At 53.2% G+C, this 15,043-nt stretch carries 16 protein-coding genes and 1 tRNA gene; 8 read left to right on the forward strand and 9 right to left on the reverse strand.

The window, feature by feature from the left end; all coding sequences use genetic code 11:
- The first annotated feature begins 343 nt into the window (after positions 1-343).
- The 5 genes from IPK01_15320 to IPK01_15340 all read left to right on the forward strand — a co-directional run bounded on the left by IPK01_15320 (position 344) and on the right by IPK01_15340 (position 3,448).
- Positions 344-970, forward strand: coding sequence for a hypothetical protein (locus tag IPK01_15320; protein MBK7934806.1), 627 nt, complete (start codon positions 344-346; stop codon positions 968-970).
- 663 nt (positions 971-1,633) lie between these two features.
- The gene (locus IPK01_15325) at positions 1,634-2,047 is read left to right on the forward strand and encodes a DoxX family protein (protein ID MBK7934807.1); all 414 of its coding nucleotides are present in this window, start codon (positions 1,634-1,636) and stop codon (positions 2,045-2,047) included.
- A gap of 49 nt (positions 2,048-2,096) precedes the next feature.
- Positions 2,097-2,807, forward strand: a complete 711-nt coding sequence (locus IPK01_15330; GenBank protein ID MBK7934808.1) for a Bax inhibitor-1 family protein — start codon at positions 2,097-2,099, stop codon at positions 2,805-2,807.
- A 74-nt stretch (positions 2,808-2,881) separates the two neighbouring features.
- Entirely contained in the window at positions 2,882-3,103 is a 222-nt protein-coding gene (locus IPK01_15335; GenBank protein ID MBK7934809.1) for a redoxin domain-containing protein, read from the forward strand.
- A 30-nt stretch (positions 3,104-3,133) separates the two neighbouring features.
- The gene (locus tag IPK01_15340) at positions 3,134-3,448 is read left to right on the forward strand and encodes a redoxin domain-containing protein (protein ID MBK7934810.1); all 315 of its coding nucleotides are present in this window, start codon (positions 3,134-3,136) and stop codon (positions 3,446-3,448) included.
- Between the two features lie 42 nt (positions 3,449-3,490).
- Here the strand turns inward: IPK01_15340 and xseB are convergent, their stop codons facing one another.
- The 6 genes from xseB to IPK01_15370 all read right to left on the reverse strand — a co-directional run bounded on the left by xseB (position 3,491) and on the right by IPK01_15370 (position 7,160).
- On the reverse strand, positions 3,491-3,727 hold the full coding sequence (gene xseB / locus IPK01_15345; GenBank protein MBK7934811.1) for an exodeoxyribonuclease VII small subunit: 237 nt from the start codon (positions 3,725-3,727) through the stop codon (positions 3,491-3,493).
- Positions 3,728-3,810: 83 nt separating this feature from the next.
- A complete protein-coding gene (locus tag IPK01_15350; GenBank protein MBK7934812.1) occupies positions 3,811-4,572 on the reverse strand; it encodes a hypothetical protein in 762 nt (253 codons plus the stop codon).
- 11 nt (positions 4,573-4,583) lie between these two features.
- Positions 4,584-4,991: a DUF3224 domain-containing protein gene (locus IPK01_15355; protein MBK7934813.1), complete on the reverse strand. Its 408-nt coding sequence runs from the start codon at positions 4,989-4,991 to the stop codon at positions 4,584-4,586.
- Positions 4,992-5,117: 126 nt separating this feature from the next.
- A complete protein-coding gene (locus IPK01_15360; protein MBK7934814.1) occupies positions 5,118-5,459 on the reverse strand; it encodes a hypothetical protein in 342 nt (113 codons plus the stop codon).
- On the reverse strand, positions 5,432-6,343 hold the full coding sequence (gene xseA, locus IPK01_15365; protein ID MBK7934815.1) for an exodeoxyribonuclease VII large subunit: 912 nt from the start codon (positions 6,341-6,343) through the stop codon (positions 5,432-5,434). Before xseA ends, IPK01_15360 begins: the two co-directional genes overlap by 28 nt.
- Positions 6,344-6,485: 142 nt before the next feature.
- Entirely contained in the window at positions 6,486-7,160 is a 675-nt protein-coding gene (locus IPK01_15370) for a hypothetical protein (protein ID MBK7934816.1), read from the reverse strand.
- A 419-nt stretch (positions 7,161-7,579) separates the two neighbouring features.
- On the opposite strand from IPK01_15370, the gene IPK01_15375 reads away from it, so the two are divergent.
- Positions 7,580-7,984, forward strand: coding sequence for a hypothetical protein (locus IPK01_15375; protein MBK7934817.1), 405 nt, complete (start codon positions 7,580-7,582; stop codon positions 7,982-7,984).
- 547 nt (positions 7,985-8,531) lie between these two features.
- Here the strand turns inward: IPK01_15375 and IPK01_15380 are convergent.
- Positions 8,532-10,304, reverse strand: a complete 1,773-nt coding sequence (locus tag IPK01_15380; protein MBK7934818.1) for a VWA domain-containing protein — start codon at positions 10,302-10,304, stop codon at positions 8,532-8,534.
- A 3-nt stretch (positions 10,305-10,307) separates the two neighbouring features.
- A complete protein-coding gene (locus tag IPK01_15385) occupies positions 10,308-12,533 on the reverse strand; it encodes a serine/threonine protein kinase (GenBank protein ID MBK7934819.1) in 2,226 nt (741 codons plus the stop codon).
- 391 nt (positions 12,534-12,924) lie between these two features.
- Here IPK01_15385 and recA point away from each other — a divergent pair, with 391 nt between their 5' ends.
- Positions 12,925-13,935 (forward strand): recombinase RecA, encoded by a 1,011-nt coding sequence (gene recA, locus IPK01_15390; GenBank protein MBK7934820.1) that lies wholly within the window; start codon positions 12,925-12,927, stop codon positions 13,933-13,935.
- A 78-nt stretch (positions 13,936-14,013) separates the two neighbouring features.
- On the opposite strand, the gene IPK01_15395 is transcribed toward recA, so the two are convergent.
- On the reverse strand, positions 14,014-14,442 hold the full coding sequence (locus IPK01_15395) for a hypothetical protein (protein ID MBK7934821.1): 429 nt from the start codon (positions 14,440-14,442) through the stop codon (positions 14,014-14,016).
- A gap of 279 nt (positions 14,443-14,721) precedes the next feature.
- Between IPK01_15395 and IPK01_15400 the strand changes: the two genes are divergently transcribed.
- Positions 14,722-14,797: transfer RNA gene (locus tag IPK01_15400), tRNA-Phe, on the forward strand.
- The last annotated feature ends 246 nt before the right edge of the window (positions 14,798-15,043 follow it).

Below are 15,043 nucleotides of genomic sequence, written 5' to 3' on the forward strand. Positions count from 1 at the left end.
TCTCATTGTGAATTTGATTTGATCTTTATGCAATTCGGAGCATTTTGGGGATACTTTTCGCGAACCCGGATCGGTTCGAACTATTAGTTCTGATAGATCGTGAATTTTTTCACAGTCGACTGTGGAACTTTCATCGCCTACGACCGATTGCCTCCGACAATTGATCCACGGTTCTACCGACTTGACCACCGGAGATCGGTCATTTCAACACTCGTTTTCGATTCCGCATGGGCATCAAACTTGCGTCATCAATTGTGGCAACGAACAAGCCGGCTCGATCGTATGGAAATGTCTCCGCACGATCATGGCTGTTCGACCGAATGAATGAAAAGGAGGTCCTATAATGAGACTTAATAGATTCACAACGATAGCCGCGATCCTCGCCATGATATTTGGCATAGCCATATCTGGTTACGGGCAAGGAAAAGGGAAACCAGCGGCCGGCAAGGGTGACGTAACCCAGCAACAGGACCGTGACAAAACGCAGGACAGAGATCAAACACCGGACAGAGACCGGGACCGCGATCAGGATCGTGACCGGGACCGGGACTATGTCCAGTTAAGCGACGTTCAGCGCGATCAACTACGGCAGCGTACCGAAGCTACAGAGCAGATCCATCAGAAATTGCGGACAATGACCCGGGAATACAACAACGCCAATTTTGGCTTGACCGAGGGCAAGCAGAATTACGAGAGAGTCCGTGAGCAGATCCGAAATATGGAACAGGAACATGAGCGATTTCGACTTGCTCTTAACGAAGATCAAAGACGTGGATTCGAGCATCGTTTCAACCATATGAATGAGTATCGCGAGCGCGTTAACAATCGCCTCCAACTCATGGAACAGGAAATGGATCAAGGAAAATTCGATCGAATTCACCAACGCAATTGGGTACGCGAAATTGAAAAGGTCACTAATAAGTGGCAGGAGCAGTATCGAAAGATGGAACAATCCGTACGTGTCACGTAGTCATTTAATAGATGACGGAGAGGTCATTCGGGCCGGAACAAATTTCCGTACAATCATGGCATCTCCGTTATATCAGATCGGAGCTTTTCGACCACCGAAAAGCTCCGACAATCGCAACCGGCTGCAGCCACAACCCTCTACAAAGTAAGGATTAATGAAATGAACACTCATACTGTTCAGATTCGTCGATGGGCCGGCACGTTATTTTGATCGGTGTATTCTTGTTGTTGCTTGATCACGCGACTTTCAGTCACGACACATCCTAGAATCCAAACATGCCGTTGTCTATGTTGTTGACGGCAGTTCCGACAATTGGGCGTACCCGTGGCAAAGGCAACCATCAGATAGATTGATTTTCTAAGGGTCGTCGCTACTCCGCAACTATTCGACATTATTGGTCCTATCCAATTTGCCTACGACACAATATTTACTACGGCCACAACGTTTAGTTAGTCGATCGGTGCGGATCACTTCGGATTTTTCTGTACCATCAGCCAACGATCGACAAAATTGGTCTATCCGACTGGACGCCGTGCCCAATGTTTACTTTAAGCCGTTTGTCATTTGGTTTAACCCGTTGATCTTCGGGATGTGCAAATCAAGAAGTCATCCGAGCCAATGCGCTATACTGTTCAAGATCAACTAACCATAGGAGCTAACTGAATGGATGGATTTCTCAACCGGTACGCAAGCTACGTGTACGCAATTTTAAGGATAGTTACCGGATTTTTGTTCATGCTGCACGGAACTCAAAAGTTGTTCGGATATCCGCCGTCAGCGTCGGGCGGCGGCGAATTCACAAATCTCATGGCGGTTGGCGGTGCGATCGAGTTGATCGGCGGCCTTTTGATAATGATCGGCCTGTTCACTGGGATCGCAGCATTCATTTCGAGCGGGACGATGGCTGTCGCGTATTTTATGTTTCATTCAAGCCTGCAAGCGCTCCTTCCGATCGTGAACAAAGGAGAACTTGCGGTCGTCTATTGTTTTCTATTTCTTTACATTGCTGCACGCGGTTCCGGCGTTTGGAGCGTCGATTCGATATTCCGAGGCTCCGGTAGTTCGAGCGGCGTCTGATTTCAGCCAACTAAACACAACACATTACATCTAATTGACTGAGGTAAATATGGAAGATTTTACTAGTACTTACGGAAATTCAGTTGCAGAAGCCGCCCCGGCGGATCGAGCTGCATTTATTCGCAAGACATATATGCTCTTGGCAGCGGCGATTCTCGCATTTATTGCTGTCGAGGGATTTCTCTTTGCCAGCGGTGCCGCTGTGGTTATCGCCAGTGTTCTCTTTAGCGGGGGAGCGATCGGATGGCTGGTCGTACTTGGTTTGTTCATGGGTGTTTCGTTCCTCGCTAACCGATGGGCGACTTCCGAAACGTCGACCACCGTCCAATATGCCGGTCTTGGTATTTTTATCATCGCCGAAGCGATCATTTTCGTACCGCTGATCCTGATCGCCACGAGCGTTTCGGGCGACGCTTCTGTGCTGTTGAAGGCCGGTATCGTTACGCTCGGACTGTTCCTCGGTATCACGATGACGGTTTTCATCACTCGGACAGATTTTTCCTTCCTCCGCCCGATCTTGGCGATCGGCGGTTTCGCGGCGTTAGGATTTATCGTTGCGAGTGCGATCTTCGGATTTTCGCTCGGAACGGTGTTCGCGTTCGTCATGGTGGCGTTTGCGGGAACTGCAATTCTGTACGAGACATCGAACGTACTTCACCGTTTCAACACTAAACAGCACGTTGCGGCATCGCTCACATTGTTTGCCAGCGTCGCCTTGCTGTTCTGGTACATCTTGAGCATATTTAGCTCACGAGATTAAAACTGATCAAATAACAACACCGCCGTTTGGTTTCTGCGACCAACGGCGGTATTTTTGTGTCTGAGGTAATTGAAATGAAACGATATCTTGTTATCGCGGCCCTGGTAGCCGCATTTGTACTTTCGGCCTTTAGCCAGGGTACGCCGACTGCAACCCCTTCTAAACTAAAGGTCGGCGATATGGCCCCTGACTTTACTCTGACCGATACGGCCGGAACAAAGGTAAAGCTCAGCGATTTTCGCGGTAAGAACAATGTAGTGCTTGCCTTCTACGTTTTTGCATTCACAGGCGGCTGAACGAAGGAACTCCAGGCTTACCAGGCTGGTATAGCCAACTTCGAGGCGGTCGCAACCAAGGTTTTCGGGATCAGTATGGACTCCCGTTTTTCAAACAAAGCATTTGCCGAAAAGATCGGCGTTACGTCGTTTCAATTACTGAGCGATTGGGACCGAACGGTGACAAAACAATACGGGCTTTACAACGAAGAGAAAGGTTTCGGCAGCAGGGGAACCTTTGTCGTGGACAAGGAAGGCAAGATCAGACAGATCGTCCTTGATAACCTGGCCATCGATCCGACCGGCACGCTCGAGGCCTGCAGCCTTTTGGAAAAGAAACTCGTCGTTGAACCGCCAAAGCCTTAAGGGATCGAGGATCGTTTTGACGCGGTCCTCTTTTTTATCCAATTACTCTTCACGCAAACTCGACGGTTCTATCTCGTTCGCGGTCAGATTGCCGTCCGAATCCTGCATCAGTATCTCAATACGCCGTTCGGCATTGCTCAAACGGGCCCGGCAATCGCGTGAAAGCGCGATTCCACGCTCAAATAACGCAAGGCTTTCCTCGAGCGGCATATCGCCGTCCTCGAGCTTTCCGACGATCTCCTCTAACTCAACGAGTGATTGTTCAAAAGTCTTTTCCATAGTCTCCTAAGCTCCCTTCCTTACGAAGGAGGGGTGGCCGCCGCTCTGGGCGGACGGGGTGGTTCTCTCCTAAAAAGCTCGAACTATTTAACCAATTCCTCAGCCTGCTTGAGCAGGTCGGCGATGTTGCCGACACCGAGGGTTTTACCTGCTTTCGTGACGCCGCCCATCGCGATCGCGATCATTTCCTGGCCGACCTTTCGGGCGATCTCGGTTGCAAGTTTGTCGTCTTTCAGCCCGACGACCTGCCATCGGTCACCCTTTCTTTTCATCTTGACATCGAACGGCCGGTCCGCGAGTTTGCTGGTGACGATTGCGGTGTCGCCGGTCACCTTGATGTCCAGATACTGGCTCGCCCCGAGCACCATCGCAAAGAACGGCACATTTCCAAATCGCTCGGTCCGATCGCGAACGACACGCGGCAACTCGGCTCTCGCACGGTCTTTTACTGCCGGCAAGATCGGCAAAGCGACACGCGTCATTTTCTCAATGATCGCCGGCGGCACTCCTTTGCCGTACAATTCGACAGCCTTTGCCGTGATCTGCGGGACGAAGTCATCAACAACCGCGTCGATATCGATCTGTTGGTCCATCGCGGCCTTGTCATCGCGTTTGGCTGCGTCTACGAGCAAAGCGAGGGAATACTGCGGCGTGCCCTTCATGCTCTGCCAGTAGATAAATCCGCCGGCAAATACCACGAATATCAACGCCAGCACGATGCCGCCGGCAATGATGAACGGCCGCTTCGAACGCCGTCTCGGCTCACGGCTCGCCGCGAACATCGGTTCAGCTGCTCTCGGTTCGTTCGGCGGATCGTCTTCAATATTGACTCTAAAACTTGACATCAATTATGCTTCTACTTTCCTGCGGGGAGCGCATATGCAAACTCGTAAAAGTGCTTATCCCCGTCGATAATGATCTTACACGTGCCTGAAATGCCGGTCAGTTCGCCTGTCCCCGAATCTGGGACGACCATAATATCAAGATCGAACTTGCCGCCCTGCATTGTCCCGATGTGCTGCAATGTAAAACTCCCCTTCTTGCCGCCGAGCGTTCCCGTGAATCGTTCCATCGCGACATAACCGCCCGAACCGGCGACCGCCTCTGACTGGCTGCCGAGCATTTGTCCTTTGCTGGTTCCGGCGAGATCGCCGCTGAACGTTTTGGCAAGCGACAGCCGTCCGATCGTCGCGTCACCGACATTTTCCTCAGCCGCGAGCGGCGTCACCTTAACGTCAAACGTTCCTTTTGCAATGCGTTTCATAACTTTCACGGTCGGTGCTGTCTTCGAGTCCGGCCTTTTGGTCTGTGAACTCGCAGTCGTCACGAATACCAAAACGCAAAGAGCGATCGATACTGAAGACACTATCGTATGGGTGTTCATTGCTTATTAATTGCTCTCCGCCGACAAAACTTCAGCGTTCAGTTTCCCATTTGCCAGGCGGATCTTCAAATTATCGCCGGCTTTGGCCTGGGCCGCGTCGCGAAGAATGGTGCCGTCAGCCAATTGCGTTACAGAGAATCCGCGATTGAGCACGTTAAGCGGTGAGAGTGCGTGAAGTTTGGCCATCTGACGCTCGACGTATTCGTTCTTCGCGGTCAGGAATTGCCGCTCCGCAGTTATTTGCCGCTGAACGATCGCCGAGAGCTTTGTCTCGCCCGAAGCGACCTTTGCCGTCAACGTCGCCGGCGTGAGCCGCGAATTCACGTTGGCGAAACGCCTCGCCGCCATCGCGTATGTTTCGGAGAAACCGGCGTGCAAACGCTGTTGCAGGTCACGGACCCCGCCTTTCGCTTCGAGCAAGTGATGTCGGGTTCGTGCCCGACGGCGGAGATCACAGGGATGTCGCTCGCTCGCAGGGCCCGAGCGAGATTCTCGTCATTGAACGCCCACAAATCTTCCGCGGCACCGCCGCCGCGGCCGACGACGAGCACATCCATCCGTTCTGCCAAAGGCAGCGTGAGATTAAAGGTATTGGCGGTCTCGATGGCGTTGCGGATCTCGTCGGCAGAGCCTTCGCCCTGCACGCGTGTCGGGATCAAAAGGCTGCTGATCGATGCGGCTCGCCGTGAGAGGACGTGGATAATGTCGTGATAGGCGGCGCCGTTCGGGCTGGTGATGATGCCGATCTTTCGTGGGAAGAAAGGGATCGGCCGCTTTAAGCTGACATCGAATAGGCCCTCGCGTTCGAGCTTTGACCTGATCTGCTCGAACGCTATAGCGAGAGCTCCCGCACCCGAAGGTTCCATCGAGGTCACCGTCAACTGCGTCTCGCCCGATGGAGCGTAGTGCGTCACCTTGCCCCGCACCCGCACGCTCATGCCGGTCTGCGGGCGAAACTGCATCCTCGCCGCCGTCGATTTCCAGCACACGGTCTTGAGCTTGGCGTCGCCGTCCGACAGCGTCATGTACCAATGCCCCGACGCGGCGGCCGTAAACCCGATCAGCTCGCCCTCGACCCAAACCGCCGCAAACCGCCGCTCAAGCTCCGACTTGATCCCCGCCGACAGCTCCGACACCGACATCGGCTGCCGCTCTTCCTCATCGAACAATATTTGTAGTAAAGGTGGTTCCAGATCAGTAATTACGCTCGGGATGCCTCGCCGTCTGGACACGTTCAAATGCAGCAGTCGTCATAAAACATATCTTAAATCAATCCCGCGAGATGCAGAAGCCCGCACGGTAGTAAGGGCGTATCGGGAACGCAAGAGGAAGGCAGAAACGCGAGTGTGAACGAGCGTGCGTGTCGCGAGCCGATTATCGTCCGTCACGAAAGATCTTGCCGTCGTCACCGCCCATCCAGACTCTTTCCCAAGGGAATGGGAACCTAAGCTGAAAATCCCATCTCTTTCCGTCCATTTTAAGAGCGGCCCTTTTCCGTCTTGCCTTCCAATAGGCTTGTGCATAGGGCTTCTCCATCGATTCAGAAATGAAGATTGAGTAGAATTCTTCGTCACCGTCCTTGAACGAGACTTTGTATATATCCTCGATTTTCGGCCAAGTTACGTTCTTATTTGAATCGCCTTCATATTTCCAAAAAACGAACTCGGCGAAATCGGATTGCCAATTGGTCGCCTTAGGATTATCGTACTTCCACAAGAAGTTAAATGCATTTCTTAAGGAATCGGGCATATTGAGCACACGGTAGTCAGGGTTTCCGCGTTCACCTAATGTCCCATATGTTTTGATGGTCTTATAGCTACCGTCCTTTCGGCGTAGCATCACAAAAGGAGAAGGTAGATCCGTAATCGCAAGCCGGTCGGTGTGCGTGTACAGAGCACGGTACGATTCGAACTTCGCCGACTGAATAGACTCTAATAGAGTGACAACTTCCTCCGGAGTCAGTTTGACCGTGAAATATTGGTACGAACCTGGTTCCTTTGCTCCGTCATAAATCACAGTACCGTCTTCGTAAAGCACAAAAGCCGGCATGTCCCCGGAAACCTTCGACCAGACACTAAATTCATAAAGAACAAGTAGCGGAGGAGCAGGGTGTTTGGCATTTATCTCGGACTCTATCGAACGATATGCGACTTGGGAAACGCAAACAAGACTACACAAGAGAAAAACGATGAGTAGGGAGCCAATACGATGCATATGCCTTTTGATGCTGGATATCACCTATTAGATGTTCTCGCCAGCCGCGCTTACGCGGCTTTTGCGGAAAGCGGATGGGGGCGGCGGGTTGCGGGGCGGGCGGTGGTCGAGCGGCGGGGCGTGATTGGGTCACGGCAGCCGTGTCAGTAGCCCGCACGTGAGTAAGGGCTCAAGTTTCGGATTCTTCAACTCAATCGACGAGATAATTCGCTCCGACCGACGTTTATACCTCACCACGTTGAGCCCTTACTTACGTGCGGGCTACGGACACGATCCGCGTCCGCGTTTACGCGGCTCTTGCGGAGGGCGAATGGGGGCGGCGGGTTGCAGGGCGGGCGGCGGTGGAGCGGCAGGGCGTGGTTGGGCTTTTTTTCCTTCGGCTTTGCCGCGAATGCAGTGCGGCGACGGCTTGCCTCGCCGTTTGGTCGGCCCACACCATTTCGGAGCCCGCGGTAGCGGGCGACAGAGCGTTTGTCGGCGGCACAGCCGCCTCCGGAGATCTTTTTTTAGCACGCCACGGCGAGGCAAGCCGTCGCCGCCGTGCGATCAGGGCAAAGCCCGAAGAGATGCCGACCGTCTCCGTAGCCCGCACGATAGTAAGGGCGTTTCGCGAACTCACGCTAACGAGAATACGCCGCATCGATCAAGCTCCGCCATAGCCTAAACTTGGACGTTACGCCCTTACTAACGTGCGGCTTGTGCATCGGCCGCGTTTACGCGGCTTTTGCGGAGGGCGGATGGCCACGCCGCCTCGCGGACCGGCCAGTGCTAAAGCCCCGGGCATGGTTGGGTTTGTCGGGTCTGCGGTTTTTATGAATTGCCACTAGCTTTAGCTAGTGGATTGCTTGCAACAAATTCTTGGCTTTAGCCGAACATTGGGCTAAAGCCCAAAGCTTCTATTTAACTTTTCCACTAGCTAAAGCTAGTGGCAGTTCATTGGCCAGCCACACTGTGATAAGGGCAAAGCCCAAAGAGTTGCCGTCCGCACCTCAAACCGAAGTGTCCCATTTTCCACATACTCGGCGCGCGCACCTTAAATTTTCAAATATCGTGTTGCATAATTGCAACATTGTGTTACACTATACCATCCACCAGCTACGGCTTTAGCACTGGCCGATCCGTGAGGCCAGAACCTAGTGGCAACTCATAAAGCCCGGTGCGTGGCTTCGGCGAGATGGCGACGCGGCCGGCGCCGTCGTCCCGCACTTATTGCGCGGCTTCGACGGAATTTACATTTGTATAGACGTTAGGGCGTTTGGCTTTGATCTTTAGGCGGGGCGAGACGCCGTCGCCGGGGGTTGCGGCGAGTTCCGAGCGGAAGGTGATGACGTAGGCGGTGCGGAGCTGGACGGCGATGTCGCGGTAGGCTTGCTGGATCTGTTCGATGCGTGTGATCGGGTAATATACGCCGCCCGAGATCTTCGCGAGGCGTTCGCCTTCGCCCGCGGATTTGGCGCTTAGAGACATATATTTCTTGCGCATCGGATCGATGTCGGCATTCACACCCTGAGCAGCCATCGCGATCAAACCGGAAGGCACATAAAGCGGATAGATCAGTGCTCCGCTCTCTTGTATCGATCCAGCAAGCGAATCGAATGCGAGGAACGAACGGTTGTCGTCGCCGTCCGTCAGGATAACGATCGCGGTACGTTCGCCCTTTAGCGGACGCAGCGTATCGGCGATCGTAAATGCAAGTGCGTCGTAATACGCAGTTCCGCCCCCTGCGTCGAAGGTGTCGAGGCTCTCGCTCAGCTTGCCTTTGTCGGTCGTGAACCTCGAGAGGACCTTGACGTCGTCGTTAAAGATGACGAGCGAAACCTTGTCCTTGGCATCCACAGTATCGACGAAACTGCGCGCGGCCTTGCGGATAAAGGTGACGTAATTCTCAACGCTCCCCGAAACGTCGAGCAGCAGCACGAGGTTAAAAGGTGCTGTCGATTGCTCGACCGAAACGATCTCGCGGCCGGCTCCGCTTTCGCTGATCTCAAAATCCTCCGCCCTGAGTCCGGCAATCGCACGGTTTTCAAGATCGGTGACGCGAACCGTCGCACGTTTCAGCGTCGCCGTCGGCAGATCGGCCGGCGTAGTTTTTGCCGAGAAACGCGGCTCGAGCTTGATCGGCGGCAGCGAACGCATATAGTCGCCGTAATACTTCGGCGCCGCCCGGCGGATCGCTTCCATCAGCAGCGAGTCGCCGCTGCGGACGATCGCTTTCGCTGCATTGGTCAGCGGGCGTTCACGCAGATCGCTCCCGACCTCGCTCGGCGGCACATTCAGCAGGATAATTCCGCGAGCTGTGGTGAAATTGAGTGTGACGGGCCTTGGGGCGTCGGTCTTTGCGCTTTGTACTTCGGAAGGAACCGTTTGCTCGCCTTCCTTTATTACCTTCTCCTTGTCTCCCTTTCTCCTTTTCTCCCCTTCTCCCCATCTTCCTCTGATATCGAAGCGTCCTCCTGACTTCTCTTTGACCTCGGCGATGTCGAAATCGGCGAGGTAACGCGGTCGAGATTCGGTCCAATGGAAATTGTAGGTGATGTCGTCATCCGGAACATCGGTCGCGATAGTGCCTGTGTCGGTGAACACCTCGACCTTTTCCAGATCGCCCATCACGTCAACAGCACCGCCGGTCGTCTCGATCTTCACGGACGATCGATTCGGCAGCGTCAATTCGATATCGACGCGCTTCTTGGGGTCATTCGGCGTGACGACTATGAGCATGCCGCCTTTGCCGGCCGTAAATTTTATCTCGTTGTCCGTAAGGCCCTTTGGTGAGACGGCCGTGAGTTTACCGCCAAAGATCTCGCCTTCTTTTGCCGGCGGCATCGCTTTCACCGTGACGCGGCCGAAATGATTGACGACCTCAACATGCCCTCCGGCCGACAATTTCAGATCGCGCACTACATCCTGTCCTGATGCCGACAGGCACAGGATAAATGCGGTGCAGATCAAATTGGATAATTGCCGAAGTTTACGCTGCATGTCCTAAGACTTGCTCGGGATGCGGCCGGATTGGATGAGACGCTGACGAACGCGTTCCTGCCACTTTTTGCGGGGACCGTCGTCACTCTCAAACCGCTCGATGAGTTCATTCATCGATTCGCCGCCGGCGAGCCGTGTTTTCAAATAGAGCAACGCGATTATGATAGCAGAAAATGACAGAACGAATATCTGCAGTGGCAGCCAGATCACCTGAACGAGAGATTCGAGTATCGTCTTTTTGACACGGCTGCGCATATCCATTTCGTCATCATCGACCCTGATCGTTCGGTTGGGGCCGATGTTGATGTTGAGTCCTCCGTCCTCCGTCTTCGCGGGTTCGGGGGGCACAGCACTTGTATTTGGATCCGTTGTGCTCACGACCGGCGAGCCGTCAGTTCTTGCCTGTTCGGTAACAGCTGCCGGCGTTTGCGGTTTAGGATCGATCGCCCTTGCAGTGATGTTTACGACAAACGAAACCGTTCCTGAAAAGATCGCCGGGATCAGGAACAGCATAAATACCGCTCCGATCGCCGTCCCGACCGAGCGTTTTACAAGATCTTTGGAACGCCTCAATGCCGCCTTTCCGCTTCGGTTCTCCATCATTACGACCGGAGATACCAGCGTCCAAAGTACATTTGTGACGAGAAATCCGATTCCGCACGTCGGGATCCCGATAGCGAACATCAAAAACGTACTCAAAATACCTGTACCGGCAAACGCCTTCCATCGCTTACGAGCCTCGACCAGTGCGGGCCTTAATCTGACAGGCCTCAGCGGTACCGCGAGATACTGCGTGACGATCCAGGTAATGGTACCGATATTAAGATAAGTGCTGAATGCGCTGGCGAGCCCCAGCAAAAGGACCACGACGCCGATGGCAACATTCGCACTGGTCCCGGAGATGATCTCGCTGACCTTTAAGAATGAAAGCGCAACAAGGGTTAGCGTTAGAATAATGCTGGGAAGCGAGAAAAACGTCGTCAGCATCAGGAACTTAGGCAAATGCTCGCTATAGATCACCAGTGCCCTGCGAAGCAGCCCAAACAATCCTTCGGACCTCGAACGCATGACGCTCGCAAATGCTTCGGCCGTTTGCGGACGATTGCCCGGATCTTTGTCAAGAGCCGAAAGGATCGCTTTCTGCATCTTGCGACGCACCTTTTTTGCAGCAAGCGGCGGCGGGGCGACCGTCTTATGCGATTCCATTACATCCTTGAAATCGCCCTCGAACGGCGTCCGTCCGGACAACATCTGATATGCGATCACACCCAGACTATAAATGTCCGAACGCGGATCGAGATGTTCGCCGCGACATTGCTCAGGCGACATATAAAGCGGCGTACCGAGCACGGCACCGACTCGGGTCAGGCCCGCGGTGGTTGGAGAATCGATCAGTGATTTACCGGTCGTCCGCTGCCGGCCGGTCCGGTCGGTTTCGACATCGATCTCGTCTGAGATCATTCGTGTGCCGACGCTGTCTTGATCATCGGAGCGGTCATCGTAGATCGCGGTTTGATTCTCATCTGCCAAGGGTTCGAGCGAGATAGTGCCGCCTTCGTTGACCATTGTCCCCAGGTCCGCCGTCTGCACGATCGTCGAGGCTTCGGCCCCAATCGTCGAAATGTTGCCGCCGATCGTCGTCTTTGCATCGCCCGCCAGCGTATGTGTCGATCTGACGAATTCGATCGGAATGTCGCCGTTTGAAATTTCGTGTTCTTCGAGTTTGGCGATCCCAAAATCGAGGACCTTGACCGTGTAACCGCCGCGTTGATTTGGTTCGAGCCAGATGTTGTCAGGCTTGAGGTCCCGGTGGATGATGCCCTGTTCATGAGCCTCTTGTACCGCCGAGCAAACCTGCTCGAGGATGTCGAGCGTCCAGCCGACGGGCAAATTCCTTTCCTCGTCGAGTATCTCACCCAGTGTGCAGCCGTCAAGATACTCCATGACGAGATATGCGACCTGGCCTCCGCGAGTATCAGCAAACCCGAAATCCGTGACATCGACCACATTCGGATGCCGTAAACGCCCTGCCGCTCTCGCCTCGCGTCGAAATCGCTCGACAAATTCCGCACGCTGCATAAATTGCGGAGCGATGATCTTGACTGCGACGGGCCGCTCGGTACCAAGATGCGTCGCCAGATAGACCGTTCCCATACCGCCGCGTCCCAATTCGCGTTCGATATGGTATTTTCCGTCCAGCGTTTGGCCCGCGAAGTCCAAGTATTTCATAAGGGGTAAGTGGAAACTCTAACGGTTTTCCTCTTGTATTTGCAAGTAACTACGACCTCGATCGCAATTAAGTTTTGTAATCTGAGTAACGATTTGTAAAGACACGTTTCAGAGGAACCATCCAACCTTTAACGCCCGATCCTCTAATATCCGGCCCAAAGGTAAAAATGCTCCGGCGGTGTCAATAATTTTCATTGAATTTTCTCTGATTCTGTCCTAAACTATCTGAAATTTTATCGACCCGACGGCTCTTCGCTCACTTTTTTCACTTTTTGAAGGAAAAAGCGTGTTTTATGTGTGCAACGTCGTATCGCATGTGTTAGCCTAGTTTCCGTGGAGAAAAACTTAGTAGTTTTTACTGATAAAAATACCGGACGGGAGAAATTTAATTATGAGTTTGGACAAAGGTAAAGCGATCGAGTCGGCATTGCTGCAGATCGAGAAAAAATTTGGCAAGGGTTCCATCATGCGTTTGGGTGAAAGGCCGCACGAAGACATCGGTGCGATCTCGACCACGTGTCTAAGCCTCGACGCGGCGATCGGCGTCGGCGGATTCCCACGCGGGCGGATCATCGAGGTGTACGGCCCTGAAAGCTCAGGAAAGACGACTCTCGCTCTGACCGTTGTCGCCTCGGCACAAAAGACCGGCGGTGTTTGTGCATACATCGACGCCGAACATGCGATGGACCCCGAATATGCGACCAAGCTCGGCGTAAACATTGACGACATGCTCATCTCGCAGCCCGATTCCGGAGAACAAGCTCTCGAGATCGCTGAAACACTGATCCGTTCGAACAGTGTTGATGTGATCGTCATCGATTCGGTCGCCGCTCTGGTGCCGCGTGCGGAACTCGACGGCGAAATGGGCGATTCTCTGCCTGGATTGCAGGCTCGTCTAATGTCGCAGGCTTTGAGAAAGATCACGGCGATCGTATCGAGTTCGAACACGTGCTTTATCTTTATCAATCAGCTTCGCGAAAAGATCGGCGTGTTTTTTGGTTCACCCGAAACAACGACCGGCGGCAAGGCTCTCAAATTCTACGCCAGCCTCCGACTCGACATCCGCCGCATCGGTGCGATCAAGGACGGAGACAAGGTCGTCGGCAACCGCACCCGCGTGAAAGTGGTCAAGAACAAATGTGCACCGCCATTTCGCGAGTCCGAATTCGACATCATGTATGGCGAAGGCATCTCGAAAGAGGGCGATCTGCTTGATCTGGCCGTAAATAACAATATTGTCGAGAAGAGTGGTGCGTGGTTCTCGTTCAAAGGCGAGCGTCTCGGCCAGGGCCGCGACAACGTCAAGAATATGCTCAAGGAAAACACCGAACTTCTCGAACGCATTGAAAATGACGTGAAAGAAGTCCTCGGCTTTACCAAGGTGGAAGCCGCCTCAGCATAGATACACCCTCGAATAAAAGCGAAAGGGCACAACGAATCATTAAGTTCGTTGTGCCCATTTCATTTATTGCCAAACAAATTACTGAGGTTTCCTCGGCAATTTGTTGGTATTTTTCTTCATCATCGGGATGTCGGTCGATGTTCCGGGAGGAGGCGTGCCGACCTTAGGCTGCATACCCATTTGTCGTCGGAGTTCCTCGGGCGAGGGTATTCCCGGAGTCGGAGTCACGCCCGGCTTCATTGGTTTCTTAAGCTCTGCCGGGCTCGGTATTCCTGGTGTCGGAGTCGCACCCTTTGGAACGGTCATCGGGCTCGCGGGAATTCCAGGCGTCGGCGTGCCGGTTATCGGCACCGGACTTGTCGAAAGCCCCGGAGGAAGGTTGTTATTGTCCAGAGTAACCGAGCGATTTGAGTTACTGTTAGCGTTATTTGAAGGAGTAGAACCACAAGCCGTAAACAAAACGGAGGCAGTGATCAACAATGAAAGAAGAGCAACAATTCTATACATAATAAGTGCGTCACCAATAATAAATAAAGTCATGCCGGTTCAGAAGCTTCGTCCCCGGAGGGCAGCGACGACGTCCAAACCGGCACCGGAAGTTAACAAACTCAACCGCGACCGAACATGGCAAAAACAGCCGCTAAATTGTGATTATAAGAATCGGCACGCCGTTGTCAATACGGTTTTAACCCAAACTTTTGTTGATTTTAATCGGTAATCGGGTATTTGACATCCGATTACTGCTTATTTACACTTACAAATTCGCTCCGCTTTATGCAGGGTGTTGGCCAGATAGCTCAGTTGGTAGAGCAGCGGACTGAAAATCCGCGTGTCGGCGGTTCGACCCCGTCTCTGGCCACCATTATTTTCAACAACTTAGGGCTGCCAAACCGGCAGCCCTTTCGATTTTGTGCAACAACTTACAATCAGATGACTAATGCCGAACCACAAATCCGCGGGCTCTATTATCAGAACACCGCTTCACAAATTACTCTTTTCTCATAGCTATTCCGCTCACGCGAAAGCTACCAATAGATCAACGGGTCGTCAATATTCGTCAGTCGAAGTATTTATTACAAACCTCGGATCATTTACGATTTCGGGGCAT

It is taken from the genome of Acidobacteriota bacterium (assembly GCA_016713675.1).
Lineage (GTDB): Bacteria > Acidobacteriota > Blastocatellia > Pyrinomonadales > Pyrinomonadaceae > OLB17.

Coding starts and splice junctions, on each gene's coding strand:
- IPK01_15370 (MBK7934816.1), bottom strand. CDS start 7,160: ATGCCGGCTTTTGTGCTTTACGAAGACGGTACTGTGATTTATGACGGA.
- IPK01_15330 (MBK7934808.1), top strand. CDS start 2,097: ATGGAAGATTTTACTAGTACTTACGGAAATTCAGTTGCAGAAGCCGCC.
- IPK01_15360 (MBK7934814.1), bottom strand. CDS start 5,459: ATGGCGGCGAGGCGTTTCGCCAACGTGAATTCGCGGCTCACGCCGGCG.
- IPK01_15355 (MBK7934813.1), bottom strand. CDS start 4,991: ATGAAACGCATTGCAAAAGGAACGTTTGACGTTAAGGTGACGCCGCTC.
- IPK01_15335 (MBK7934809.1), top strand. CDS start 2,882: ATGAAACGATATCTTGTTATCGCGGCCCTGGTAGCCGCATTTGTACTT.
- recA (MBK7934820.1), top strand. CDS start 12,925: ATGAGTTTGGACAAAGGTAAAGCGATCGAGTCGGCATTGCTGCAGATC.
- IPK01_15350 (MBK7934812.1), bottom strand. CDS start 4,572: ATGTCAAGTTTTAGAGTCAATATTGAAGACGATCCGCCGAACGAACCG.
- IPK01_15385 (MBK7934819.1), bottom strand. CDS start 12,533: ATGAAATACTTGGACTTCGCGGGCCAAACGCTGGACGGAAAATACCAT.
- IPK01_15380 (MBK7934818.1), bottom strand. CDS start 10,304: ATGCAGCGTAAACTTCGGCAATTATCCAATTTGATCTGCACCGCATTT.
- IPK01_15395 (MBK7934821.1), bottom strand. CDS start 14,442: ATGTATAGAATTGTTGCTCTTCTTTCATTGTTGATCACTGCCTCCGTT.
- IPK01_15320 (MBK7934806.1), top strand. CDS start 344: ATGAGACTTAATAGATTCACAACGATAGCCGCGATCCTCGCCATGATA.
- xseB (MBK7934811.1), bottom strand. CDS start 3,727: ATGGAAAAGACTTTTGAACAATCACTCGTTGAGTTAGAGGAGATCGTC.
- IPK01_15325 (MBK7934807.1), top strand. CDS start 1,634: ATGGATGGATTTCTCAACCGGTACGCAAGCTACGTGTACGCAATTTTA.